Below are 25,918 nucleotides of genomic sequence, written 5' to 3'. Positions count from 1 at the left end.
CGCCAGCGCCGCGAGGCCATACAGGAGTCGCCATGAACGCCCCGCAAGACGCCGCCATCCCCGCGGCCTCCTCCGCCGCGCTGTCGCCCGAGCAGACGGCAGAGCTGCTGCGCGAACTCGCGCGCATCCTTCCCGAGCCGGCGCTGCTGACGCGCCCCGAGGACACGGTCCCCTATGAATGCGACGGCCTGGCGGCCTATCGCCAGGTCCCGCTCGCGGTGGTGCTGCCCGACAGCGAGGAGCAGGTGATCGCGATCCTGCGGCTGTGCCACCGGCTGCGCGTGCCCGTGGTGCCGCGCGGCGCCGGCACCAGCCTGTCCGGCGGCGCGATGCCGATCGCCAGCGGCGTGGTGCTGTCGCTCGCCAAGTTCAAGCGCATCGTGTCGATCGATCCGCTGTCGCGCACCGCCGTGGTCCAGCCGGGCGTGCGCAATCTGGCCATTTCCGAAGCCGCCGCGCCGTACGGCCTGTACTACGCGCCCGATCCCTCGTCGCAGATCGCCTGCACCATCGGCGGCAATGTCGCCGAAAATTCCGGCGGCGTGCATTGCCTGAAATACGGCCTGACCGTTCACAACGTGCTGCGCGTGCGCGCGATCACGATGCAAGGCGAGGTGGTCGAGTTCGGCAGCGCCGCGCCCGACGCGCCGGGTCTCGACCTGCTGGCGGTACTGATCGGCTCGGAGGGCATGCTGGCGGTCACGACGGAAGTTACCGTCAAGCTGGTGCCGCGGCCGCAGCTGGCGCAGGTCATCATGGCCAGCTTCGACGACGTCGAGAAAGGCGGCAATGCGGTCGCCGACGTGATCGCCGCCGGCATCATCCCGGCCGGGCTGGAGATGATGGACAAGCCGGCGACCGCCGCGGTCGAGGAATTCGTCCATGCGGGCTACGACCTCGACGCCGCCGCGATCCTGCTGTGCGAATCCGATGGCACGCCGGAGGAAGTGGCCGAGGAAATCGAGCGGATGAGCGAGGTGCTGCGCGCCTCCGGCGCGACCCGCATCGCGGTGTCGCAAAGCGAGCCCGAGCGGCTGCGCTTCTGGAGCGGCCGCAAGAACGCCTTCCCCGCCGCGGGCCGGATCTCGCCGGACTACTACTGCATGGACGGCACCATCCCGCGCAAGCACATCGGCACGCTGCTCAAGCGCATCGAGCAGATGGAGCACAAGTACGGCCTGCGCTGCATCAACGTGTTCCATGCCGGCGACGGCAACATGCATCCGCTGATCCTGTTCGATGGCGCGGACCATGACGAGTGGCAGCGCGCCGAGCTGTTCGGCGCCGACATCCTGGAGACCTGCGTCGAACTCGGCGGCACCGTCACCGGCGAACACGGCGTCGGCGTCGAGAAGCTCAATTCGATGTGCGTGCAGTTCGCGCCCGAAGAGCGCGAGGCCTTCCTGCGCGTCAAGGCGGCCTTCGACCCGGCGCGGCTGCTCAATCCGGACAAGGCCATTCCGACGCTGGCGCGCTGCGCCGAATACGGCAAGATGCATGTGCGCCGCGGCCTGCTGCCGCATCCGGACCTGCCGCGCTTCTGAGCGAGGCCCGCACGCCAATGGCCAATTACCGCCAAGCCCCTCGCAACGACGGCCCCCGTCAGGCCCCGCGCGACGATCCGCGCCGCCGCCAGGAAGCGTTCGTGCGCCAGTATCTGGGCAAGCCGGAGACCGGCTGGCGCCAGCGCTGGTACACGATCATCTTCGAGGCCGATACGCGCGAGGGCCGGCAGTTCGATGTCGCGCTGCTGCTGGCGATCGTCGCCAGCGTGCTGGTGGTGATGTTCGACAGCGTGCCGGCGATCCACGCGCGGCTCGGCGTGGGCTTCACCGTGCTCGAGTGGATGTTCACGCTGCTGTTTACCGCCGAGTACGTGATGCGGATCCTGGTGGTGCGGCGGCCGCTGCGCTACGTGTTCAGCTTCTTCGGCATCATCGACTTCATCTCGATCATGCCGACCTGGCTGGCCTTCTTCATGCCGGAGCTGGCCTTCCTGATCGACGTGCGCCTGCTGCGGCTGCTGCGCGTGTTCCGGATCCTGAAGCTGACCGTCTACTTCGAGGAGGCGCAGATCCTCTACCGCGCGCTGGCCAACAGCCGGCGCAAGATCGCGGTCTTCCTCGGCACGGTGTTCATCATCACCGTGATCCTCGGCACCGTGATGTATGTGGTCGAAGGACCCGAGAATGGCTTCGTCAGCATTCCGCGCAGCATGTACTGGGCGGTCGTGACGCTGACCACCACGGGCTACGGCGACATGGTGCCCAAGACCGCGTTCGGGCAGTTCATCACCTCGCTGACGATCCTGCTGGGCTACGGCATCATCGCCTTCCCGACCGGCATCGTCGGCGCGGAACTGGCCGCCAGCATCATCCGGCGCCCGCTGACCACGCGCACCTGCGTGCATTGCCTGACCGAAGGGCACGACCCCGACGCCTCCTATTGCAAGCACTGCGGCAAGAAGCTGCCGCCGTATCAGGTCGAGGTCGGCGACAACGCCTGACGCGGCGCGACGACGAACGACCGAGCAACAGAACCAGAGCGCCCGCCGGCGCGGCAGCGTGCCGCGCGCAGGACGCCCCGAACCACAGAAAACCAGAACCCCAGCCATCCCTGCCAACGCCATGCAAGACAAGCTCGACGCCTTTCGCGATGCCATCCGGCACGCCGCCGCCAGCCGTACGCCGCTGCGCTTCACCGGCGGCGGCAGCAAGGACTTCTACGGCCAGCCGCCCCAGGGCGAGGTGCTGGACACGCGCGGCCATGCCGGCATCGTCGACTACGACCCCGCGGAGCTGGTGATCACCGCGCGCTGCGGCACGCCGCTGGCCGAGATCGAGGCGACGCTGGCCGAACGGCGCCAGATGCTGGCCTTCGAGCCGCCCCACTTCGCCGGCACCGATGGCGTCAGCCGGGCGACGCTGGGCGGCGCGGTCGCGGCCGGCCTGTCCGGCCCGCGCCGGCAGTCCGTTGGCGCGCTGCGCGACTTCGTGCTCGGCGTGCAGATGATGGACGGCCGCGGCGATACGCTGCAGTTCGGCGGCCAGGTGATGAAGAACGTCGCCGGCTACGATGTGTCGCGGTTGATCGCCGGTTCGCTCGGCACCCTGGGACTGATTCTCGAAGTCTCGCTGAAGGTGCTGCCGGTGCCGTTCGACGACGCCACGCTGCGCTTCGAGCTGGGCGAGGCCGAGGCGCTAGAGCGCCTGAACCAGTGGGGCGGCCAGCCGCTGCCGATCGCGGCCTCGGTCTGGCACGACGGCGTGCTGCACGTGCGGCTGTCCGGTGCGGCGGCGGCGTTGCGCGCGGCGCGCGAGCGCCTGGGCGGCGAGGCGATGGAACAGGGCGAGGCGCAGGCGCTGTGGCAGGCGCTGCGCGAGCAGACCCATCCGTTCTTCGCGCCGTCCCATGCCGGCGCGCCGCTGTGGCGCCTGGCGGTGCCGACCACGGCCGCGCCGCTGGCCCTGCCCTCCGCGGCGGGCGGCACGCAGTTGATCGAATGGGGCGGCGGCCAGCGCTGGTGGATTCCGGCGCAGCCGGTACCGGCCGCCCAGGTGCGGGCGATCGCCCACGCCGCTGGAGGACACGCGACGCTGTTTCGCCACGGCGACAAATCCGAAGGCGTGTTCACGCCGCAGTCCGCGCCGCTGATGGCGATCCACGCGCGGCTGAAGGCGGCCTTCGATCCGGCCGGCATCTTCAATCCGGGGCGGCTGTACCCGGAGCTCTGAATCGGCGCTCCCTTCGTTCCTTCCCCCATTCGCCCCTTCGCCCATTCGCCCATTCGCTAGACAAGCGCCCCGGCAAGTCCCCGCGACAAACCTGAACAACAAGGCAAACGACAAGCCGGCGCGACAAACACTCTGGTCCCTATCATGCAAACGACCCTGGCCGATTTCCTCCGCGACACGCCCGATGGCGAAGAAGCCAAGTCCATCGTCGGCAAGTGCGTGCACTGCGGCTTCTGTACCGCGACCTGCCCGACCTATCAGCTGCTCGGCGACGAGCTCGACGGCCCGCGGGGGCGCATTTACCTGATGAAGCAGGTGCTCGAGGGCAACCCCGTCACCGAAAGCACGCGGCTGCATCTGGACCGCTGCCTGACCTGCCGCAACTGCGAGTCGACCTGCCCGTCCGGCGTGACCTACGGCCGGCTGGTCGACATCGGCCGCCAGGTCGTCGACGAGCGGCTGGCCGAGCAGGGCCTGCATCGCCCGGCGCGCCAGCGCATCGCGCGCTGGGTGCTGCGCGAAGGGCTGACGCGGCCGCGCCTGTTCGGCGCCGCGATGCGCATGGGGCAACTGGTGCGTCCGCTGCTGCCCGAGGTGCTGCGCAACAAGGTGCCGGTCGCCGCGCCGGCCGGCGCATGGCCGCGACGCGAGCACGCCCGCAAGATGCTGCTGCTGGCCGGCTGCGTGCAGCCGTCGATGTCGCCCGGCATCAATGCCGCGACCGCGCGCGTGTTCGATCGTCTGGGCGTGCAGATGGTGGTCGCGCCCGAGGCCGGTTGTTGCGGGGCAATCCGCTATCACAATGGCGACCATCCGGGCGGCCTCGACAACATGCGCCGCAATATCGATGCATGGTGGCCGCATGTCGAGGCCGGCGCCGAGGCCATCGTGATGAATGCGTCGGGCTGCGGCGTGATGGTCAAGGAGTACGGCCATCTGCTGCGCCACGACCCGCAGTACGCCGAACGCGCGGCCCGCATCTCGGCGCTGACGCGCGACGTCTCCGAGTTGCTGCCGGCCTTCGCCGAGCCGCTGAAGCGGCTGGCCGAGGCCGCGCCGCCGCCCGAGCAACGGGTCGCGTGGCACCCGCCCTGCACGCTGCAGCACGGCCAGCAGATCCGCGGCAAGGTGGAGGCGCTCTTGACCGCACTCGGCGTGGAGGTCAAACTCTGCGCTGACAGCCACCTGTGCTGCGGATCGGCGGGCACCTACTCGGTGTTGCAGCCGGACCTGGCCTATCGCCTGCGCGACGACAAGCTCGCCAAACTGCAGGCCACGCAGCCGGACACCATCGTGTCCGCCAATATCGGCTGCATCACCCATCTGCAAAGCGGCACGCAGACGCCGGTGCTGCACTGGATCGAACTGGTGGATCGCATGCTCGGTTGACGGTGCGCGGGAGGCTGCCGCCGGTGGAATCGCGGTGATTCCGCCTGGCCGACCAACCTGCCTCTCGCATGCTTCAGACGCTTGCCATCCTGCTGGTATTCCAATCCGTGGGCGAGGTGTTCAGCTACGCGCTGCGCCTGCCCGTGCCCGGTCCCGTGATCGGCATGATCCTGCTGTTCTGCTGGCTCGCGATCGACGATCGCCTGCTGGCGATCATCCAGGGCACCACCGCCGAACTGCTCAAGCATCTGTCGCTGCTGTTCGTGCCGGCCGGCGTCGGCATCATGGTGCACGGCAGCCGCATCGGCGGCGAATGGATGCCGATCATCGTCGCGCTGGTGCTGTCCACCTGGCTGGCGATCGCGACCACCGCGCTCGTCACGCGCGCGCTGATGCGCAAGCCCCCAGCTTCGCCTTCCGCCCCTTCCAGCCCTTCCGCGGACGATGCCGCGAACGGCGCGGGAGAGACGCGATGACGCCGCGCCTGAACGAGATCTGGGTCTATCTGGCCGCCAGCCCGCTGCTCGGGCTGACCGCGACGCTGCTGGCCTATGTGTTCGCCTTCCGCATCTACGAGCGCGCGCGTTTCTCGCCGCTGGCCAATCCGGTAATGATCTCCGTCGCGCTGCTGGTCGCGGTGCTGACCGTGACCGGCACGCCGTACCAGACCTACTTCGACGGCGCCCAGTTCGTGCACTTCCTGCTCGGCCCTGCCACCGTGGCGCTGGCGGTGCCGCTGTACCAGCAATTGCCGAAGCTGCGCGCGCACGTGCTGCCGCTGCTGGGCGGGCTGCTGGCGGGCTCGCTGGTCGCGGTGGTGTCGGCGGTCGGCATCGCCTGGCTGCTGGGCGCCTCGCCCGAGGTGGTGCGCTCGCTGGCGCCCAAGTCGGTGACCATTCCGATCGCGATGGGCGTCGCAGAAAAGATCGGCGGCCTGCCGTCGCTGACCGCCGTGCTGGTGATGGGCACCGGCATCATCGGCGCGATCAGCGCGACCAAGATCCTGAACCTGCTCGGCATGCGTGACTACAGCGTGCGCGGCTTCGCCACCGGGCTGGCGGCGCATGGCATCGGCACCGCGCGCGCCTTCCAGGTCAACCAGGAGGCCGGCGCCTTCGCCGCGCTCGGCATGGGCCTGAACGGCGTGCTGACCGCCGTGCTGGTGCCGTTGCTGGCGACGTGGATGCCGCGCTGATTTGCGCCGATCGGCGCTGAACCCGCCGCAGCGCGCTTCGGCGCCGGCAACGCAGGACCGAACGACAACCGACCGGGAGAACGCGATGGTACTGAAGCTGGCTCTGGCGCTCGTCTCGCTGTTCGTGCTGTGGGGCGCGCTGGCGCCCGACCAGCTCGGCGCGACGATGCAATGGCTGCTGACGGGCGTGATCGCCCGCTTCGGCTGGTTCTATCTGCTGACGATGTTCGGCTTCCTGGTGTTCGCGCTGTACCTGGCGTTCGGCCGCTTCGGCAGCATCCGGCTTGGCGGCGAAGACGCGGAACCGCAGTTTCACCGGCTCAGCTGGTTCTCGATGCTGTTCGCCGCCGGCATGGGCATCGGCCTGGTCTTCTGGGGCGTGGCCGAACCGGTGTCGCACCTGATCAAGCCGCCGCAGGGACTCGAACCGCTGACGCCGCAGGCTGCCGGCACCGGGCTGCGCTACGCACTGTTCCACTGGGGCCTGCATCCGTGGGCCGCCTATTCGGTGGTCGCGCTGGCGCTGGCCTTCTTCCAGTTCAACCGCGACAGGCCGATGCTGATCAGCACGACCTTCGAGCCGCTGATCGGCGCGCGCGCCAACGGGCCGCTCGGCAAGTGGATCGACGTGCTGGCGCTGATCGCCACCGCGTTCGGCGTGGCCACCTCGCTTGGGCTGGGCGCGCTGCAGATCAATGCCGGCCTGTACCGGGTGTTCGGCGTGCCCAACGATATCGCGGTCGAGCTGATCATCATCGCGGTGGCCGGCGCGCTGTACATCCTGTCGTCGCTGAGCGGACTGACGCGCGGCATCCAGTGGCTCAGCAATCTGAACATGGTGCTGGCCGTGCTGCTGCTGTTGACGGTATTCGTGCTGGGGCCGACCTCGTTCATCCTGGATGCGCTGACCACCACGATCGGCGCCTATCTGGACAACCTGATCGGCATGAGCATGCGGATGACGCCGTTCAGCCAGGGCACCTGGGTCGCCGACTGGACACTGTTCTACTGGGCCTGGTGGATCGCCTGGGCGCCGTTCGTCGGCACCTTCATCGCGCGCATCTCGAAGGGCCGCACCATCCGCGAGTTCATCGTCGGCGTGCTGCTGGCGCCGACGCTGATCAGCTTCCTGTGGTTCGGTGTGTTCGGCGGCGCGGGGCTGTATGCGTCGATGTTCCAGAACGTGCCGGTGGTGCAGGCGGTCCAGCAGGATCCGTCGCTGGCGCTGTTCGCGCTGCTGGACGCCTACCCGGCGGCGACGCTGACATCGATCCTGGCGATCGTGCTGGTCACCGTATTCTTCGTGACCTCGGCGGACTCGGCGACCTTCGTGCTCGGCATGATGTCCGACCACGGCAATCCGCGTCCGCCGGCGCGGCTCAAGCTGATCTGGGGCGTGCTGATCGCGCTGATCGCCGGCGTGCTGCTGGTGTCCGGCGGGCTCAAGGGATTGCAGTCGATGTCGATCCTGGCGGCGCTGCCCTTCGCGGTGGTGATGGCCGCGATGTGCGTCAGCCTGTTCCGTGCGCTCGACGAGGAATCGACCCGGCTGGAGCGCCGGCACCGCGCGCGCGACCGGCTGCTCGAGCGGCTGCTGCGCGACCGCGAAACCCAGCCGCCGGCGGGGCCGCCGCAGGACTGAGCGGCCGCTGGCGACGGCCGGCGCCGCCTCGGTGCGCCGCCTCGGTGCGCCGGCTCGGTGCGCCGGCTCAGTGCGCCGGTTCGGCCAGCAGCGTCTCGATGTCGGCCTCGATGTCCTCGGGCTTGGTGGTCGGCGCGTAGCGCTTGTACACCGTGCCGTCGCGGCGCAGCAGGAACTTGGTGAAGTTCCACTTGATCGCCTCGATGCCGAGCAGCCCCGGCTTTTGCCCGGTCAGCCAGCGATACAGCGGATGCGCGTTGGCGCCGTTGACATCGATCTTGGCGAACATCGGAAAGCTGACCTGGAAGCGCGATTCGCAGAACTGGCCGATCTGCTGCGCATCGCCGGGCTCCTGCTTGCCGAACTGGTTGCAGGGGAAGCCCAGCACCGCGAAGCCGCGGCCCGCATGGCGCTCGTGCAGCCGCTGCAGCCCGGCGTACTGCGGCGTGAAACCGCATTCGCTGGCGGTATTGACGATCAGCAGAACCTTGCCCTCGAACTGCGATAGCGAGACCGGTTGGCCGGCCAGCGATTCGGCGGTGAACTGGTAGACGTTGTCCATGGCGTGTTCCTGTCGGCGATTGGATCGGGAGCAAACACTATAATGGCCTACCCCTAGTTGCCAACCGTTTCTTTAGATGTTTGCCGAATCATGTCGGTCATAGCCGCGAATCTGCAAGCCGTGCGCCGGCGCCTTGCCGCCGCCGAACTCGAGGCGGGCCGATCGGCCGGCGACGTATCGCTGCTGGCGGTGTCCAAGACCTTCCCGCCGGGGGCCGTGCGCGAGGCCTTCGACGCGGGCCAGCGGGCCTTCGGCGAGAACTACGTGCAGGAAGGCCTGGACAAGATCGCCGCGCTGGCATCGTTGCGCGAGCAGCTGTCGTGGCACTTCATCGGCCCGCTGCAAAGCAACAAGACGCGTGCGGTGGCCGAGCACTTCGACTGGGTCCATTCGGTCGACCGGCTGCGCATCGCCGAGCGGCTGTCGGCGCAGCGCCCGGCCTCGATGGGGCCGCTGCAGGTCTGCATCCAGGTCAATATCAGCGGCGAGGCCAGCAAAAGCGGCGTGGCGCCGGCCGACGTGCTGCCTCTTGCCCGCGCGATCGCGCCCCTGCCCAATCTGCATCTGCGCGGGCTGATGGCGATTCCCGAGCCGGAGGAAGACATCGCGGCGCAGCGCCGCCCGTTCGCCGCGCTGCGCGCGCTGCTGGCCACGCTGCGCGAGGATGGCCTCGCGGCCGACACGCTGTCGATGGGCATGTCCGGCGACCTCGAGGCGGCGGTGGCCGAGGGCGCGACCATCGTGCGCGTCGGCACCGCGATCTTCGGCTCGCGTCCGCGTCCGGCCTGAACTTGGCTTGAACCTGGCCGGCACCTCTCCGCCCATCTTTCGAACCCCACATCCAGACTCACAGCGAGACCCACCCATGCTCACCACCCTGACCTTCGGCTTCGTCGGCGGCGGCAACCTTGCCACCGCGCTGATCGGCGGCCTGATCGCCCGCGGCGTGCCGCCGACCTCGATCCGCGTCGCCGACCCGTACGCGCCGGCACGCGAGCGGCTGGCGCGCGAGCAGCGCGTGCATACCGTCGAGACGCCCGACGTCGAACTCGCCGGCAGCGACGTGATCGTGATGGCGACCAAGCCGCAGCAGTTCCGCGAGGCGGCCGAACAGCTGCTGCCGCATCTGCGCACCGCCGGCAGCCGCGGCCTGGTGATCAGCGTGGCCGCCGGCATCCGCCTGCAGGACATCCAGCGCTGGCTCGGCGGTCATGCGCGCGTGGTGCGCTCGATGCCGAATACGCCGGCGCTGGCCGGCAAGGGCATGACGGGCTTGAGCGCGCCGGCCAGCCTGTCGGCCGAGGACCGCGCGATCGCCACCGCGCTGGCCGAGGCGGTCGGCCAGTGCGTCTGGCTCGACAACGATGCGCAGATGGATGCGGTCACCGCGGTCTCGGGCAGCGGTCCGGCCTATGTGTTCTACGTGATCGAGGCGATGGAGCGCGCGGCCACCGAACTGGGGCTGACCGCGGCGCAGGGCCGCCAGCTGGCGATCGAGACGTTCCGCGGCGCGGCCGCGCTGGCCGCGCAGTCGAGCGAGCCGGTGGCCACGCTGCGCGAGCGCGTGACGTCCAAGGGCGGCACGACCTACGCGGCGCTGACGGTGCTGGAGCAATCGGGCGTCGGCGATGCCTTCGTCAAGGCGGTCCACGCCGCGGCGGCGCGCGGCGCGCAGATGGGCGAGGAATTCGGCAAGGAGGGTTGAGTCCGGAGCCAGCGCCAAGATCGCTGTCGTCCCCGCGCAGGCGGGACCCAGCGGCTTTCAGCCGCCCCCCTTGGGAGTCGCTGGGTTCCCGCCTGCGCGGGAACGACAGCTCTACCGCAGTGCGTAGGCCAGCGCGGTACCGGCGAACACCCAGGCGCCCAGCCAGTTGTTGTGCCGGAATGCCGCGAAGCACTGCATGCGGTCGCGCCCGCGGATCAGCGTGTAGTGATACAGCGCGGTGACGGCGGCGGCCGCCAGGCCGAGCCAGAACGGCCAGCCCAGCCCGAGCATGCTGCCGGCCAGCGCCATCAGCGCCAGGAAGCCCGCGTAACAGATCATGATCGCCGCGACATCGAAGCGTCCGAACGTGATCGCCGAGGTCTTCATGCCGATCAGCAGGTCGTCGTCGCGATCGACCATCGCGTAGGCGGTGTCGTAGGCGACCGACCAGAACACATTGGCGAGCAGCATCAGCCAGGCCACCGGCGGCACCTGCTCCTGCACCGCGGCGAACGCCATCGGGATGCCGAAGCCGAACGCGATGCCCAGATAGGCCTGCGGAATCGCGAAGAAGCGCTTGAAGAACGGATAGGTCGCCGCGACGATCACCGCGACCACCGACAGCCACTTGGTCAGCGCGTTGAGCGGCAGGATCAGCAGAAAGGCCAGCACGGCCAGCGTGCCCGCGACCGCCAGCGCCTCCCAGGGCTGGATGCGCCCGGCGGTCAGCGGCCGCTCGCGTGTGCGCTTCACATGCTTGTCGAAATCCCGGTCGGCCCAGTCGTTCATCGCGCAGCCGGCCGAGCGCATCAGGAAGGTGCCCACCACGAAGATCCAGAAGATCGGCCACGGCGGCGGGCCGCCGGCGGCCATCCACAGCGCCCACAAGGTCGGCCACAGCAACAGCAGCGTGCCGATCGGCTTGTCGATGCGCACCAGGCGCGCGTACAGGGCGAGACGTTCGAACATCGGGGTCGGGCGGTGGGAGGGGGACAGCGGCACGGGCGGACGGGCAGGAAGCGGGATCGAGAATGAAGCCCAGCGGTTGCCGTCAGGTTCGATTGCCCCTGGCGAGGCCCCTGCTGCAACCTGAAACGATACGCCGCCGGCATCGGCGGCGCATCGTCACGACTCCGGCCCGTTCAGGCCAGCATCGAGCGCAGCATCCACGCGGTCTTTTCGTGGGTCTGCATGCGCTGGGTCAGCAGGTCGGCCGACGGCTCGTCGGCGGCGGCCTCGACCAGCGGGAAGATCGAGCGCGCGGTGCGCACCACGGCCTCCTGGCCCTCGACCAGCTTGCGGATCATCTCCGTGGCCTCGGGCACGCCCTCCTCCTCCTGGATCGACGACAGCCGCGCGTATTCCTTGTAGGTGCCCGGTGCCGGATAGCCCAGCGCGCGGATGCGTTCGGCGATCGAATCGACCGCCAGCGCCAGTTCGTTGTACTGCGTTTCGAACATCAGATGCAGCGTGTTGAACATCGGGCCGGTGACGTTCCAGTGGAAGTTGTGCGTCTTCAGATAAAGCGTGTAGGTGTCCGCGAGCAGCTTGGACAGGCCCTCGGCGATCTTCTTGCGGTCCTTGTCCGAAATCCCGATGTTCACGCTCATCTCGTTCTTCTTCGCCATGATCGATACGCTCCGTTCTGATGTGGCCACGACAAACTGCGGAAAAATGCGACGGGGCCGCGTGCGGAATCTCCGCCTGCGGCCCGGCATCGCATTATGGCATCCCGCGGCGAATGCGGACAAACCCGCACGCACCGGCTGGGCGCCATGCGACGATCGTCAACGTACGTTCAGCGCCTGCTCCACCCCCTGCGCGTAGGCCGGGTCGATCTTGCGGAAGTGCGCGAGCTGGACCTGCACGATGTCGGCCGGCACGCCCTGCATCGCCGCCGCGATATTGCCGAACAGCCGTTGGCGCTGGCCTTCGTCGAACAGCTGGAACAGCGCGCGCGGCTGGCTGTAGTAATCGTCGTCGTCCGCCCGGTGATCGAAGCGGTCCGCCACCGCGCCGACCGCCAGCGGCGGCTCGACCGCGCGCTCGCCGGCCGCGAAGGCGCCCTGCCGGTTCGGCTCGTAGTTCAGCTTGCTGCCCTGGTTGCCGTCGACGCGCATCGCGCCGTCCCGGTGGAAGCTGTTGTGGAACGGGCATTTCGGCGCGTTGACCGGGATCTGGTGGTGATTGACGCCGAGCCGGTAGCGCTGCGTGTCGCCGTACGAGAACAGCCGTCCCTGCAGCATCCGGTCCGGCGAGAAGCCGATGCCCGGCACGATGTTGGACGGGTTCATCGCGACCTGCTCGACCTCGGCGAAGTAATTGTCCGGGTTGCGGTTCAGTTCCAGCACGCCGACGTCGATCAGCGGGTAGTCGGCATGCGGCCAGACCTTGGTCAGGTCGAACGGATTGATCCGATAGGTCGCCGCGTCGGCCTCCGGCATGATCTGTACCTGCAGCTTCCAGCGCGGGAAATTGCCCTGCTCGATGTGTTCGTACAGGTCGCGCTGCGCGCTCTCGCGGTCGCCCGCCACGACCTTCGCCGCCTCCTCGTTGGTCCAGTTGGCGATGCCCTGCTGCGACTTGAAGTGGAACTTGACCCAGAAGCGCTCGCCGGCGGCGTTGATGAACGAGTAGGTGTGCGAGCCGAAGCCGTGCATCTGCCGGTAGTTCTGCGGCAGGCCGCGATCGCTCATCAGGATGGTGACCTGGTGCAGCGATTCCGGATGGCGCGACCAGAAGTCCCAGACCGCGATCGGGTCACGCAGATTGGTGCGCGGATTGCGCTTCTGCGTGTGGATGAAGTCGGGGAATTTCAGCGGATCGCGGACGAAGAACACCGGCGTGTTGTTGCCGACCACGTCCCAGTTGCCCTCGTCGGTATAGAACTTGACCGAGAAGCCGCGCACGTCGCGCTCGGCATCGGCGGCGCCGCGCTCGCCGGCCACCGTCGAGAAGCGCAGGAACAGCGGGGTCTGCTTGCCGACCTCGGCGAAGATCGAGGCCTTGGTGTACCGCGTGATGTCGTGCGTCACCGTGAAGGTGCCGTGGGCGCCCGAGCCCTTGGCATGCACGCGGCGCTCGGGAATGACCTCGCGGTCGAAGTGCGCGAGCTTCTCCAGGAACCAGACGTCCTGCAGCAGCATCGGACCGCGCACGCCGGCGGTCAGCGAATTCTGGTTGTCGGCGACCGGCGCGCCGGCGGCGGTGGTGAGGATGTCCTTGTCCTTGCTCATCGTGACCTCTGCTGGTGGGGATACGGGGAATACGGAGATACGGGGGGTGCGCGGAACGGCTGCGCAAAACGGCTGCGCCAACGCGCGCGAGACTACGCGCCGTTTGCGATGCCGCCGTGACGCCGCGTTCGCCGGCCGTCAATAGACGGTGGCGAAACAGGCCAGGCAGTCGGTCAGCTGACGGCGCAGGTCGCGCCAGACGGCGCCCGGGGCGGGCAACGACAAGGGACGATTGCGGTTCATGCTGACTCCTTCTGCGAGCGGTATCGTGCGTCGATGGAAGGAGTTTAACAATCACCTATTGGTATGAGAATTTAATTATTTAAAACTATGATATAGCGTAAAGCTAACAGCGCCTTTGCAAGGCAATGCGGTCCCCGCCTGCGCGGGGACGAACGTGGATGCAGCGGGATGGGAAAGGGTCAGGCCGCCTTGGCCAGCGCGTCCGGCGTCAGCTTGCGCACGCCCGGCAGATCGCAGGCCGCGACCGCCGCGCACAGCGCTTCCATCGCCGGCAGCCGGGTGAAGCTCTTGCGCCAGGCCAGCACGACGCGGCGATCGGGCACCGGCTCGGCGAACGGCACGTAGGACAGCAGATCGTTGCCGGCCTGCAGGTCCGGCACCGAGGTACGCGGCAGCACGGTAATGCCGACGCCGCTGGCGACCATATGGCGGATGGTCTCGAGCGACGAGCCCTCGAAGGTCTTCTGGATGCCGTCGGCCGCCTGCGAGAAGCGCGACAGCTCCGGGCAGACGCCCAGCACATGGTCGCGGAAGCAGTGGCCGCTGCCCAGCAGCAGCATGGTCTGCTGCTTCAGTTCGTCGGGCGCGACGTGCTCGGCCTTTTCCAGCTGATGGCCGCGCGGCACCGCGACGACGAAGGGCTCGTCGTACAGCGGCCGCACCGTCAGGCCCGAGTCGGGGAACGGCTCGGCCATGATCGCGCAGTCGATCTCGCCCTGCTTGAGCAGCTCGATCAGCTTGACCGTGTAGTTCTCCTGCAGCATCAGCGGCATCTGCGGCACGGTCTGGATCATCTGCTTGACCAGCGCCGGCAACAGGTACGGCCCGATCGTGTAGATCACGCCGACCCGCAGCGGTCCGGCCAGCGGATCCTTGCCCTGCTTGGCGATCTCGCGGATCGCCATGGTTTGCTCCAGCACCCGCTGCGCCTGCGCGACGATCTGCTCGCCGACCGCGGTCACCGACACCTCGGAGGTACCGCGCTCGAAGATCTGCACGTTCAGCTCGTCTTCCAGCTTCTTGATCGCCACCGACAGCGTCGGCTGCGACACGAAGCAAGCCTCGGCGGCGCGGCCGAAATGGCGCTCTCGCGCGACGGCAACGATGTACTTCAGTTCGGTCAGCGTCATGTCGTATCGGCTTGGGACGGTTGCGGTGGAGCGGGCGATTCTCGCGAGATTGCCAGACGTTGCTGTACGTTGCCGGACGTGTCCCGGCGGACCGGTGCGGCCGGCGGGACGGTGGAATCGCCGCGAAAGCACGTGACAGAAGTGCTTCGCAAATTATCGCTTTTCGGAAGCGATAGATTTTACCTTCGAATCGAGGTTCTGTCAGAGCCGCGCGGCAAAGCGGCGCCGGCTGCTCTTGCCTGCGACGCCCCGCCGGTGGCCGCCGCAGGCGATTTCAAGCCTTCAGAAAGTGCTCCCGCCCACCGAGCCAGCGCGACAGGTGCGCCTGCGCCGCCTCCGGGTAGCGGCCCAGCAGCAGCTCGGCGGCCTGCTGTGCCGGTTCGACCAGCCAGGCGTCGGTCTCGAGGTCGGCGAAGCGCAGCATCGCCTCGCCGGACTGGCGCGCCCCGAGGAATTCGCCCGGCCCGCGGATCTGCAGGTCGCGCCGCGCGATCTCGAAGCCGTCGGTGGTCTCGCGCATCGTCGCCAGCCGCTGCTTGGCGGTGGGCGACAGCGGCGCCTGGTACATCAGCAGGCAGACCGACTCGGCGCTGCCCCGGCCGACGCGGCCGCGCAGCTGGTGCAGCTGCGCGAGGCCGAAGCGCTCGGCATGCTCGATCACCATCAGCGAGGCATTGGGCACGTCGACGCCGACCTCGATCACCGTGGTAGCGACCAGTACCTGCAGACGGTTGGCCGAGAACGCGTCCATCACCGCGGCCTTCTCGGCCGGCGGCAGCCGGCCATGGACCAGCCCGACCTTCAGGTCCGGCAAGGCGGCGGCCAGCGTCTCGAAGGTTTCCTGCGCGGTCTGCAGCTGCAGCGCCTCGCTCTCCTCGATCAGCGGGCAGACCCAGTAGACCTGCCGGCCCTGGGCGGCGGCGTGGTGCACGCGCTCGATCACCTCGTCGCGGCGGGCGTCGTTGACCAGCCGCGTGACCACCGGACTGCGGCCGGGCGGCAGTTCGTCGATCACCGAGACGTCGAGATCGGCGTAATAGGTCATCGCCAGCGTGCGCGGGATCGGCGTGGCCGACATCATCAGCTGGTGCGGTACCGTGGCGGGCTCGTCGGACTGTTGCGCAGTCGCGGCGCCGTGCTGGTCCGGCCCTTCCACGCCGTCGGCCTTGCCGCGCAGCGCCAGCCGCTGCGCCACGCCAAAGCGATGCTGCTCGTCGACGACCGACAGGCCCAGCCTGGCGAAGCGCACCGCGTCCTGGATCAGCGCATGGGTGCCGATCGCCAGTTGCGCCTGGCCCGATTCGACCCGCGCCACGGCCTCGCGCTTTTCGGTGCGCTTCAGGCTGCCGGCCAGCCACACCACCTCGACGCCCAAGGGCGCCAGCCAACCCGACAGCTTGCGGTAGTGCTGCTCGGCCAGGATCTCGGTCGGCGCCATCAGCGCGGCCTGGTAGCCGGCGTCGATCGCCTGGCAGGCGGCCAGCGCGGCGACGATGGTCTTGCCGCTGCCGACGTCGCCCTGCAACAGCCGGTGCATCGGGTGCGGCGCGCCCATGTCGGCAGCGATCTCCCTGACCACGCGCTGCTGCGCGCCGGTCAGCGCGAACGGCAGCGCGGCGAGGAATCGGTCGAGCAGGCCGCCGGCGCGGCGCGGCATCGGCGGCGCGTTGCGGGCGCGGCGGGCGGCCTGCGCGCGCTTGAGCGACAACTGCTGGGCCAGCAGCTCGTCGAACTTGATCCGGACCCACGCCGGATGGGAGCGGTCGATCAGCGCGGCCTCGTCGACCTGCGGCGGCGGCGCATGCAGCAGCCGCAGCGATTCGGCCAGCGGCTGCAGCTTCAACGGCGCCAGCGGCCCGTCCAGCAGCGGCCGCGGCAGCGTCTCCGGCAGCGGCGTGCGCTGCAGCGCCCCGCCGATCGCCTTGCGCAGATAGGCCTGCGAGATGCCGGCGGTGGCCGGGTACACCGGGGTCAGCCGGTCCGGCAGCGGCTCGTCGGGGCCGACCGGACGCACGACCGGATGGATCATCTCGGCGCCGAAGAAGCCGCCGCGGACCTCGCCGCGCACGCGCAGCCGCACGCCCTCGGCCATCTGCCTGGCCTGGCTGCCGTAGAAATTGAGAAAGCGCAGCGTCAGCTCGCCGCTGTCGTCGGCGATGCGCACCACCAGTTGCCGGCGCGGCCGCAGCGTGACCTCGCTCGACACCACCTCGCCCTCGACCTGCACGGCAAAGCCCAGGCCTGCCCGATGCACGGCCTCGCGGATCGGCAGCAGCGTGGTCTCGTCCTCGTAGCGCATCGGCAGATGCAGCACCAGGTCGACGTCGCGCTTCAGGCCGAGCTTGGCGAGCTTGGCCATCGCCGACGACGGCGCGCCGGGCTTGGCGGATTTCGCGGCCGCGGCGGGCTTGGTCGACCTGGACGTCGACTTGGACGCCGACTCGGACGCCGACTTGGGCGTCGACTTGCCGGCCGGCTTGGCCGATTGCGGCTGGGCGTCTGGCTCGGGCGTGCGTTCGCTGGCGGTGACGGGCATCGAGGCGGTGGTCGGCAGGGCGCGGCGGCGCCGCTGGCGTGTCGGATCGGATCGGGGAAAACGGCTGGGCCGTCGGCGCTTTGCGGGCCGCCCCGGCGGAATACCCGCCATCACGGCCAGCGCGGCAAGCCTGGCGGCCGAAGCCTTACAATAGCGGGTCCGCCGATTGTACCCATGCCTGCGCCGCGCGCTCCAGGCGCCACCGGCGGTTCCCCAACCTGCTGCCGTCCCGTTTCGTATGCGCCGGCCTCGTTTCGAGGCGCCGGCCCCTGTCCTTTTATGCTGACGCTGTCCGATTTCGATTTTCCGCTGCCGCCCGAACTGATCGCCCAGACGGCGCTGCCCGACCGCAGCGCGAGCCGGCTGCTGGTCGTGCGGGCCGGCGCGGACGGCGCCACGGAGCTCGACGACCGGGCCTTCGCCGACCTGACCGACTATCTGCGCCCGAACGACCTGCTGGTGTTCAACGACACCCGCGTGATCAAGGCCCGCTTCTTCGGCCAGAAGGCCAGCGGCGGCAAGGTCGAGGTGCTGGTCGAGCGCGTGCTCGACAACGACACGGTGCTGGCCCAGGTACGCGCCTCGAAGACGCCGGCCGAGGGCAGCACGCTGCGGCTGGCCGATGCCTTCGATGTCACGGTCGGCCCGCGCGTGGACCAGTTCTTCACGCTGCGCTTTCCCGAGCCGGCGCTGGACCTGATCGAGCGCTTCGGCCGGCTGCCGCTGCCGCCGTATATCACGCACGATCCCGACGCCTACGACGAGACGCGCTATCAGACCGTCTATGCCCGTCATCCGGGCGCGGTGGCGGCGCCGACGGCCGGGCTGCATTTCGACGACGCGCTGTTCGCGCGGCTCGACGCCCACGGCGTGCGGCGCGCCTTCCTGACGCTGCATGTGGGCGCCGGCACCTTCCAGCCGGTGCGCACCGAGAACCTGGCCGAACACAAGATGCACTCGGAGTGGTACGCGATCTCCGAGGAACTGGCGCAGGCGGTGCGCGACACCCGCGCCGCCGGCGGCCGTGTGATCGCGGTCGGCACCACCTCGCTGCGCGCGCTGGAATCGGCCGCGACGCCCGAGGGCGAGCTGGTTGCCGGCAGCGGGGACACCGACATCTTCATCACGCCGGGCTACCGCTTCAGGCTGGTCGACGCGCTGATCACCAACTTCCACTTGCCCAAGTCGACGCTGCTGATGCTGGTGTCCGCGCTGGCCGGCATCGAGCCGATCCGCGTCGCCTATCGCCATGCGGTCGAGCAGCGCTATCGCTTCTTCAGCTATGGCGACGCGATGCTGCTGCAGCGCCAGCGCTGAGCCGCCGGCACGCCTTGCCCCAACGAATCTCCGCCACCGCTACCCCATGCTCCAATTCGAACTGCTCACCACCGATGGCAACGCCCGCCGTGGCCGTGTCACCCTGAACCACGGCGTGGTCGAGACGCCGATCTTCATGCCGGTCGGCACCTATGGCTCGGTCAAGGCGATGTCGCCGCTGGAGCTGAACGAGATCGGCGCGCAGATCATCCTCGGCAATACCTTCCATCTGTGGCTGCGGCCCGGGCTCGAGGTCATCGACACCCACCAGGGCCTGCACCGCTTCATCGGCTGGGACAAGCCGATCCTGACGGACTCGGGCGGCTTCCAGGTGTTCTCGCTGGGCGAGCTGCGCAAGATCACCGAGGACGGCGTGACCTTCGCCTCGCCGGTCAACGGCGACAAGCTGTTCCTGTCGCCGGAGATCTCGATGCAGATCCAGCGCACGTTGAACTCGGACATCGTGATGCAGTTCGACGAATGCACGCCGTACGAGATCGAGGGCCGGCCGGCCACGCACGAGGAGGCCGCGCGCTCGATGCGGATGAGCCTGCGCTGGGCCAAACGCTCGCGCGACGAGTTCGAGCGGCTGGCCAACCCCAACGCGTTGTTCGGCATCGTCCAGGGCGGCATGTTCGAGGATCTGCGCGACGAGTCGCTGGCCGGGCTGTCGGAGCTCGGTTTCCATGGCCTGGCGATCGGCGGGCTGTCGGTCGGCGAGCCCAAGGAAGACATGATGCGGGTGCTCGAACACGTCGGCCCGCGGCTGCCGGCGGACAAGCCGCACTATCTGATGGGCGTGGGCACGCCCGAGGACCTGGTGGCGGGGGTGGCGTCCGGCGTCGACATGTTCGACTGCGTGATGCCCACCCGCAACGCGCGCAACGGCTGGCTGTTCACGCGCTACGGCGACGTCAAGATCAAGAACGCCGCGCACCGCAACGATCCGCGCCCGCTGGACGAAAGCTGCGCCTGCTACACCTGCCGCAATTTCTCGCGGGCCTATCTGCACCATCTGCACCGCGTCGGAGAAATTCTGGGCGCGCGGCTCAATACGATCCACAATCTGTATTACTACCTGCAGTTGATGCGCGAAATCCGCGAGGCGATCGAGCAGCACCGCTTCGACGCCTTCCGCCGCCAGTTCGCCGCCGACCGGGCGCGCGGCACGCAGTAGACGGGCCTGCCGGCCCTGCCGCCGGCCGTGCGAGACGGGGCTGTCCGGGCGGGCGAAGAAGCGCCTGAACCGGCCGAAGCGGGTGATAGAATGCCCGATTCCTTGAATGTAATTTGTGACGGAGAAGCAACGTGCTGATTTCGAACGCATTTGCCCAGGCCACCGGCGGAGCCGGCGGCGCGGCGGGTGGCCTGATGAGTTTCCTGCCGATCATCCTGATGTTCGCGGTGCTGTGGTTCATCATGATCCGCCCGCAGATGAAGCGGCAGAAGGAAGCGAAGGCGATGCTGGAAGCGCTGGCCAAGAACGACGAAGTCGTGACCGCCGGCGGCATCCTGGGCCGGATCACCAAGGTCAACGAGCAGTATGTGACGCTGGAAATCGCCGAAGGCACCGAGATCACGGTGCAGAAGAACGCCGTCACCGCGGTGCTGCCGAAGGGTTCGCTCAAGGCGCTCTGAGCCCCTCGCTCTCTTACGCCTTGCGGCTTGGCCGCAAGGTTCCGGCACGCCGCCAATAGCGTGCCCGCACAGCCGCCTGGCCCCGCCCCGGGAAGTCTCCGGTCGGGCCAGGCGGCTGTTTGCCAACCGGTTGCCAGCGCGGCACGCCCGCGGATTCCCGTCCGCGCGCCGCGCCGGCCGTAGCAAAACCGTAGAAAGACTGGCCGAAGATGAATCGCTATCCGCTTTGGAAATACCTCGTGATCCTGGTGGCGCTTGCCATCGGCATCATCTATACGCTGCCCAACTTCTTCGGCGAGGCGCCTGCGGTGCAGGTCTCGTCGGGCAAGGCCACCGTCAAGGTCGATCTGGCGATGCAGAAGCAGATCGAGCAGGTGCTGGCGCAGAACGGCTTGCAGCCCGACGGCGTGTTCTTCGACGTGTCGGGACAGTCCGGCTCGGTCAAGGCGCGCTTTCGCACCACCGACGAACAGCTGCGCGCCAAGGACGTACTGTCGCGCGCGCTGAACCCCGATCCCGCCGACCCGACCTATGTGGTCGCGCTGAACCTGCTGTCCGGCTCGCCGAAGTGGCTGACGTCGCTGCATGCGCTGCCGATGTACCTGGGCCTGGACCTGCGCGGCGGCGTGCACTTCCTGCTGCAGGTCGACATGAAGGGCGCGGTCGACAAGAAACTCGACAGCCTGGCCGGCGATGCGCGCACGGTGCTGCGCGACAAGGGCATCCGCCACGGCGGCGTGGACCGCAACGGCGACCGTGTGACCGTGCGCTTCAACAATGCCGAGGACGCCAACCGCGCCCGCGGCGTGCTGGCCGACACCATGCCGGATCTGACCTTCGCGATGGACGGCAACAACGTGGTCGGTACCTTCACCGAAGTGGCGCGCCGCGCGGTGCAGGACGCCGCCGTGAAGCAGAACATCACCACGCTGCACAACCGCGTCAACGAGCTGGGCGTGGCCGAGCCGGTGATCCAGCAGCAAGGCGCCGAGCGCATCGTGGTGCAGCTGCCGGGCGTGCAGGACACCGCCAAGGCCAAGGACATCATCGGCCGTACCGCCACGCTGGAGGCCCGCCTGGTCGATCCGGACGCGCCGCGCAGCCCGCGCCAGGGCGATCCGATCCCGTTCGGCAGCGAGCTGTTCCTGCACGGCAACGGCGCCCCGGTGGTGCTGAAGAAGCAGGTGATCTTCACCGGTGACCGCATCGAAAGCGCATCGGCCGGCTTCGACCAGAACCAGCGCCCGTCGGTCAACATCAAGCTCGACGCCCAGGGCGGCCGCGTGCTGCGCGACGTCTCCCGCGAGAACATCGGCAAGCCGATGGGCATCGTGCTGTTCGAGAAGGGCAAGGGCGAAGTGCTGACGGTGGCGACGATCCAGTCCGAACTGGGCTCGAGCTTCCAGATCACCGGCTCGTACTCGACCGAGGCCGCCAACGACCTCGCGCTGCTGCTGCGCGCCGGCTCGCTGGCCGCGCCGATGGAGATCATCGAGGAACGCACGATCGGCCCGTCGCTGGGCGCCGACAACATCGAGAAGGGCTTCGACTCGGTGGCCTACGGCTTTGCCGCGATCGCCGTGTTCATGGTGCTGTACTACCTGCTGTTCGGCGTGTTCTCGGTGATCGCGCTGGGCGTCAACCTGCTGCTGCTGATCGCGGTGCTGTCGATGCTGCAGGCCACGCTGACGCTGCCCGGCATCGCGGCCATCGCGCTGGTGCTGGGCATGGCGATCGACGCCAACGTGCTGATCAACGAGCGCATCCGCGAGGAACTGCGCGCCGGCGCGTCGCCGCAGATGGCGATTGCGGTCGGCTTCGACCGCGCCTGGGCGACGATCCTGGACTCGAACGTGACCACGCTGATCGCCGGCCTGGCGCTGCTGGCCTTCGGTTCGGGCCCGGTGCGCGGCTTCGCGGTGGTGCACTGCCTGGGCATCCTGACGTCGGTGTTCTCGGCGGTGTTCTTCAACCGCGGCCTGGTCAACCTCTGGTACGGCCGCAAGAAGAAGCTGCAGAGCGTGTCGATCGGCCAGATCTGGAAGCCCGGCCCGGACAACAAGGGCACCGTGGCCAACAAGTGAGCCAAATCAGCGCAATGAGCGCCAGCCGCGCGCGGCCCTGCCCCGCGGCTGCGCTCTGAACACGAAACACCCGAACGCAGCACGCTGCAGCAGATACAGGATTCACCATGGAATTCTTCCGCATCCGGCGCGACATTCCGTTCATGAAGCACGCGTTGATCTTCAACGTGATTTCCTTCGTGACGTTCTTCGCCGCCGTCTTTTTCCTCTGGCAGAAGGGCCTGCACCTGTCGATCGAGTTCACCGGCGGCACGGTGATGGAGGTCAGCTACCAGCAACCGGCCGATCTGGAACGGATCCGCGGCCAGGTCGGCAAGCTGGGCTACACCGACGTGCAGGTGCAGAACTTCGGCACCTCGCGCGACGTGATGATCCGGCTGCCGCTGCAGAAGGGCGCCGACGGCAAGCCGATCAGCTCCGCGCAACAGAGCGAGCAGGTGATGGGCGCGCTCAAGGCGGTCTCGCCCGACGCCAACCTGCAGCGCGTCGAATTCGTCGGCCCGCAGGTCGGCCGGGAGCTGGCCACCGACGGCATGCTGGCGCTGCTGTGCGTGATCGCCGGCATCATGATCTACCTGTCGATCCGCTTCGAATGGAAGTTCGCGGTGGCAGGCATCATCGCCAACCTGCACGACATCGTGATCATCCTGGGCTTCTTCGCCTTCTTCCAGTGGGAATTCTCGCTGTCGGTACTGGCGGCCGTACTCGCGGTGCTCGGCTATTCGGTCAACGAGTCGGTGGTGATCTTCGACCGGATCCGCGAGAACTTCCGCAAGTACCGCAAGATGAACACCCACGAGGTCATCGACAACGCGATCACCAGCACGATCTCGCGGACCATCATCACGCACGGCTCGACCGAGATGATGGTGCTGTCGATGTTCTTCTTCGGCGGCCCGACGCTGCACTACTTCGCGCTGGCGCTGACCGTGGGCATCCTGTTCGGCATCTATTCGTCGGTGTTCGTCGCCGCGGCGCTTGCCATGTGGCTGGGCGTCAAGCGCGAGGACCTGATCAAGGGCGAAAAGAAGGCCGGCGGGGCCGACCGCGACGACCCGAACTACGGCGCGCAGGCATGACGTGCCGGTGGTAAGGAAGCACGCATAAAAAAACGGGGCTCAGGCCCCGTTTTTTTATGCTCCAGCGTACCGCTCACCGGCTGTGTCCGCCCTCTCCCCCTCAGGGGGAGAGGGATTGGGGAGAGGGGGCGGTTTCCAACCACAGTGGCAACACCAGCGGCCGCTGCCCTCTCCCCTGCCCCTCTGCCGCAAGCGGGAGAGGGGAGAAAACCCGCGGGATGGCAACCGCTTCTCTTCCTGCCGATCCCCTTCCCTCAGAACTGCTCGATCCAGATCGCCAGCCGGTCGGCGCCGAACTCGGTCGAGGCCGGCGCCAGGCGCGAGACGATCGTGTTGCCGTCGCGCAGCATCTGCAGCGCATTGCCGCTGTGATCGAGCCACAGCAGCGCGGCGAACCACGCGGCGTGCTGCTCCGACACCGCCGTGCCGACCGGTGCGCCGAGGAATTCGGACAGCACCGGCAACGACAGCCACACCAGGGCGTCGCCGTCGCGGCGCACCGCCTCGCCCAGCTGCTGCGCGATCACCGCCAGCGCGTCGGCGCCCGCGGCGGCGTCATGCGCGGCGCGCAGCTGTGCCAGGCGGCTCGCCACCGCATGGCCGAACGCGCCGCTGCGCTGGCTTTCGGCGCCGACCAGGTCGGCGTAGTCCATCCGCGCCCAGTCCGGCTCGGGACCCTTGGCCCCGGCCAGCACGGCGGCCGCCAGATAGGTCTCGACCGGCTGGAAGCGTTCGGGACCGATCAGGCTGGCGCACAGCGCGCGCACCATGCCGATGCGCGCCGCCAGCGTCTGGCGCTGGATCACGCTGAGCTTCTCGCGCACCAGCTGGTCGCGCTCGCGGCGCAGCCCGGCGATTTCCAGCGCCTGCTTGAGCTCCATGCGCAGCGCGGTGATGTCCCACGGCTTCTTGATATAGCGGTGGATCTGCCCTTCGTTGACCGCCTGCACGGTCGACTCGAGCTCGGAATACGCGGTGGTCAGGATGCGGACGATATGCGGATAGTGCTCGCGCGCATGGCGCAGCAGCTCGTTGCCGTATTCGCCGGGCATGCGCTGGTCCGAGACCAGCACGGCCAGCGTGTCGCCATGGGCTTCGAGCAGCGCCTTGCCCTCCTCGACCGAACCGCCGGTGACCACGGGCGCCAGCCCGCCGATCGCCCTCTGGAAATACTTGACCGCGGTGGCCTCGTCGTCGACGAACAGAATCGCGGGAGGCGATGCCTGGTTGTCGTTCGGTTCGTTCATTGACCGCTCCTATTGCTGTGCATTCGAGTCTTCGTATGGGGGAATTCCAGCGTCACGGTGGTGCCGGCGCCCGGAATCGACTCGATCCGGATGCCGCCGCCGAACGACTGCATGACGCGGTTGCAGAAAATCATGCCGAGGCCATTTCCGCCGGCGGCGGCATGCGTGGTGACCGGATCGACCAGCAGGCGTTCCATCACGTCCGGTGGAATGCCCGGGCCGTTGTCGCTGATGCGGATCACGGGGTCGGGCTGCGCCACCACACGGAAGCGCAGCGACGGCCTGGGAACATCGGTCAGCGCCCGCAAGCCGTTGTTGAGCAGCGACGACAGCACCAGCGACACGCAGTTCGGCAGCGTATGGACGATGAAATCGCCGTGCAGCTCGACCTCGATCCAGTTGCGCTGCGGGCCAGCGAACGGATAGCTGTCGAGCAGCGCCATGATCAGGCTGCCGGCGGTGATGTCGCGATCGTTCTCGCTGGTCAGCGGCCGTTCGCCATTGCCGCGTACCGACTGCAGGAACGACGAGATCACCGCCAGGCAGTACTGCGCATTGCTGTGCATCACCGCGGCCGCCTGGCCGATCTCGGCCTGGCGCTGCGGATCGTATTCGGCGCTGCTGCGGCTTTCAACACCGCGGGCAAAATTCGCGATAGCCGCGAGCGGGGTGTTAAGTTCGTGCGCCAGGAAGGCCAGCGTCTCGTCGATCGCGGTCAGCCGCTGGTGGCGCGACTGCCGTTCGCGATAGCGCTCGCGCGCCAGCGCCAGCACGTCGCGCACCGCCTGCAGGCCGAGCGGCTTCTCGAGGATGCGAAACACCTCGCCGCTGTTGACCGTCTGCAGCAGCATGTCCTTGTCGGCGTAGGCCGTCACCAGGATTCGCACGATCTGCGGATACTCGGCGGCGACCTGCCGCAGCAGATCGGCACCGTTGCGCCCGGGCATGCGGAAGTCGGTGACCAGCACCGCGGTGCGGCCGCTGTCGTTGCGCAGCATCTCGATGGCCTGGTCGGCGCCCTGGGCGAGCAGCACCTCGTACTCCGCGCCTGCCGCGCGCGCGAAGTACTTGCAGGCCATCTCCTCGTCGTCGACGTAGAGCACGGTCAGCCGCGGCTGGCGCAGATCGGATCGCAGCTCGGGCCGCGGATCCGTCCGCTGTTCTGTCCGCTGTTCTGTCAT

22 protein-coding genes are annotated in these 25,918 nt (G+C 68.4%); 14 read left to right on the top strand and 8 right to left on the bottom strand.

Features of this window, described 5'->3' with window-relative positions:
• The first annotated feature begins 32 nt into the window (after positions 1 to 32).
• From M1D55_RS12290 to M1D55_RS12260, 7 genes are all read left to right on the top strand, one after another.
• A complete protein-coding gene (locus M1D55_RS12290; RefSeq protein WP_456282277.1) occupies positions 33 to 1,544 on the top strand; it encodes an FAD-linked oxidase C-terminal domain-containing protein in 1,512 nt (503 codons plus the stop codon).
• A 17-nt stretch (positions 1,545 to 1,561) separates the two neighbouring features.
• Positions 1,562 to 2,506: an ion transporter gene (locus M1D55_RS12285; protein ID WP_006575628.1), complete on the top strand. Its 945-nt coding sequence runs from the start codon at positions 1,562 to 1,564 to the stop codon at positions 2,504 to 2,506.
• A 121-nt stretch (positions 2,507 to 2,627) separates the two neighbouring features.
• Positions 2,628 to 3,734 carry a glycolate oxidase subunit GlcE gene (glcE, locus tag M1D55_RS12280; protein WP_456282276.1) on the top strand — a complete coding sequence of 369 codons (1,107 nt, stop codon included), beginning with the start codon at positions 2,628 to 2,630 and terminating at the stop codon, positions 3,732 to 3,734.
• 144 nt (positions 3,735 to 3,878) lie between these two features.
• Entirely contained in the window at positions 3,879 to 5,123 is a 1,245-nt protein-coding gene (gene glcF, locus M1D55_RS12275) for a glycolate oxidase subunit GlcF (protein ID WP_456282275.1), read from the top strand.
• 68 nt (positions 5,124 to 5,191) lie between these two features.
• The gene (locus M1D55_RS12270; RefSeq protein WP_064576525.1) at positions 5,192 to 5,599 is read left to right on the top strand and encodes a CidA/LrgA family protein; all 408 of its coding nucleotides are present in this window, start codon (positions 5,192 to 5,194) and stop codon (positions 5,597 to 5,599) included.
• Positions 5,596 to 6,318, top strand: coding sequence for an LrgB family protein (locus M1D55_RS12265; RefSeq protein WP_006578593.1), 723 nt, complete (start codon positions 5,596 to 5,598; stop codon positions 6,316 to 6,318). Before M1D55_RS12270 ends, M1D55_RS12265 begins: the two co-directional genes overlap by 4 nt.
• Positions 6,319 to 6,403: 85 nt before the next feature.
• Positions 6,404 to 7,960: a glycine betaine uptake BCCT transporter gene (locus M1D55_RS12260; RefSeq protein WP_006578594.1), complete on the top strand. Its 1,557-nt coding sequence runs from the start codon at positions 6,404 to 6,406 to the stop codon at positions 7,958 to 7,960.
• Positions 7,961 to 8,027: 67 nt separating this feature from the next.
• Here the strand turns inward: M1D55_RS12260 and M1D55_RS12255 are convergent, their stop codons facing one another.
• The gene (locus M1D55_RS12255; protein WP_006580237.1) at positions 8,028 to 8,522 is read right to left on the bottom strand and encodes a glutathione peroxidase; all 495 of its coding nucleotides are present in this window, start codon (positions 8,520 to 8,522) and stop codon (positions 8,028 to 8,030) included.
• Between the two features lie 90 nt (positions 8,523 to 8,612).
• On the opposite strand from M1D55_RS12255, the gene M1D55_RS12250 reads away from it, so the two are divergent.
• Positions 8,613 to 9,311, top strand: a complete 699-nt coding sequence (locus tag M1D55_RS12250; RefSeq protein WP_064576528.1) for a YggS family pyridoxal phosphate-dependent enzyme — start codon at positions 8,613 to 8,615, stop codon at positions 9,309 to 9,311.
• Between the two features lie 76 nt (positions 9,312 to 9,387).
• Positions 9,388 to 10,227, top strand: coding sequence for a pyrroline-5-carboxylate reductase (gene proC / locus M1D55_RS12245; RefSeq protein ID WP_023263945.1), 840 nt, complete (start codon positions 9,388 to 9,390; stop codon positions 10,225 to 10,227).
• Between the two features lie 111 nt (positions 10,228 to 10,338).
• Here the strand turns inward: proC and ubiA are convergent, their stop codons facing one another.
• The 5 genes from ubiA to recG form a co-directional block, all read right to left on the bottom strand.
• A complete protein-coding gene (gene ubiA, locus M1D55_RS12240; RefSeq protein WP_456282274.1) occupies positions 10,339 to 11,196 on the bottom strand; it encodes a 4-hydroxybenzoate octaprenyltransferase in 858 nt (285 codons plus the stop codon).
• 173 nt (positions 11,197 to 11,369) lie between these two features.
• Positions 11,370 to 11,855, bottom strand: coding sequence for a Dps family protein (locus M1D55_RS12235; protein ID WP_006577618.1), 486 nt, complete (start codon positions 11,853 to 11,855; stop codon positions 11,370 to 11,372).
• Between the two features lie 159 nt (positions 11,856 to 12,014).
• On the bottom strand, positions 12,015 to 13,463 hold the full coding sequence (locus M1D55_RS12230) for a catalase (RefSeq protein WP_064576530.1): 1,449 nt from the start codon (positions 13,461 to 13,463) through the stop codon (positions 12,015 to 12,017).
• A 422-nt stretch (positions 13,464 to 13,885) separates the two neighbouring features.
• Positions 13,886 to 14,836: a LysR substrate-binding domain-containing protein gene (locus M1D55_RS12225; protein ID WP_006577620.1), complete on the bottom strand. Its 951-nt coding sequence runs from the start codon at positions 14,834 to 14,836 to the stop codon at positions 13,886 to 13,888.
• Positions 14,837 to 15,110: 274 nt separating this feature from the next.
• Positions 15,111 to 17,372 carry an ATP-dependent DNA helicase RecG gene (recG, locus tag M1D55_RS12220; RefSeq protein WP_456282273.1) on the bottom strand — a complete coding sequence of 754 codons (2,262 nt, stop codon included), beginning with the start codon at positions 17,370 to 17,372 and terminating at the stop codon, positions 15,111 to 15,113.
• A gap of 279 nt (positions 17,373 to 17,651) precedes the next feature.
• Between recG and queA the strand changes: the two genes are divergently transcribed.
• From queA to secF, 5 genes are all read left to right on the top strand, one after another.
• Positions 17,652 to 18,689, top strand: coding sequence for a tRNA preQ1(34) S-adenosylmethionine ribosyltransferase-isomerase QueA (queA, locus tag M1D55_RS12215; RefSeq protein WP_456282272.1), 1,038 nt, complete (start codon positions 17,652 to 17,654; stop codon positions 18,687 to 18,689).
• 46 nt (positions 18,690 to 18,735) lie between these two features.
• Positions 18,736 to 19,866 (top strand): tRNA guanosine(34) transglycosylase Tgt, encoded by a 1,131-nt coding sequence (tgt, locus tag M1D55_RS12210; protein WP_006577208.1) that lies wholly within the window; start codon positions 18,736 to 18,738, stop codon positions 19,864 to 19,866.
• Between the two features lie 131 nt (positions 19,867 to 19,997).
• A complete protein-coding gene (gene yajC, locus M1D55_RS12205; RefSeq protein WP_006577207.1) occupies positions 19,998 to 20,327 on the top strand; it encodes a preprotein translocase subunit YajC in 330 nt (109 codons plus the stop codon).
• A 209-nt stretch (positions 20,328 to 20,536) separates the two neighbouring features.
• Complete coding sequence (secD, locus tag M1D55_RS12200) at positions 20,537 to 22,411, top strand: protein translocase subunit SecD (protein WP_006577206.1); 1,875 nt, start codon at positions 20,537 to 20,539, stop codon at positions 22,409 to 22,411.
• 107 nt (positions 22,412 to 22,518) lie between these two features.
• Complete coding sequence (gene secF, locus M1D55_RS12195) at positions 22,519 to 23,490, top strand: protein translocase subunit SecF (RefSeq protein ID WP_006577205.1); 972 nt, start codon at positions 22,519 to 22,521, stop codon at positions 23,488 to 23,490.
• A 254-nt stretch (positions 23,491 to 23,744) separates the two neighbouring features.
• Here the strand turns inward: secF and M1D55_RS12190 are convergent, their stop codons facing one another.
• A complete protein-coding gene (locus M1D55_RS12190; RefSeq protein WP_064576534.1) occupies positions 23,745 to 24,737 on the bottom strand; it encodes a response regulator in 993 nt (330 codons plus the stop codon).
• Positions 24,734 to 25,918 (bottom strand): hybrid sensor histidine kinase/response regulator, encoded by a 1,185-nt coding sequence (locus M1D55_RS12185; RefSeq protein WP_006577204.1) that lies wholly within the window; start codon positions 25,916 to 25,918, stop codon positions 24,734 to 24,736. The genes M1D55_RS12190 and M1D55_RS12185 overlap by 4 nt, the downstream gene beginning before the upstream one ends.

The organism is Cupriavidus sp. JZ107, assembly GCF_053903255.1.
Note: the sequence above shows the minus strand (reverse complement) of the source record. Positions and strands in the feature narration are given on the sequence as shown.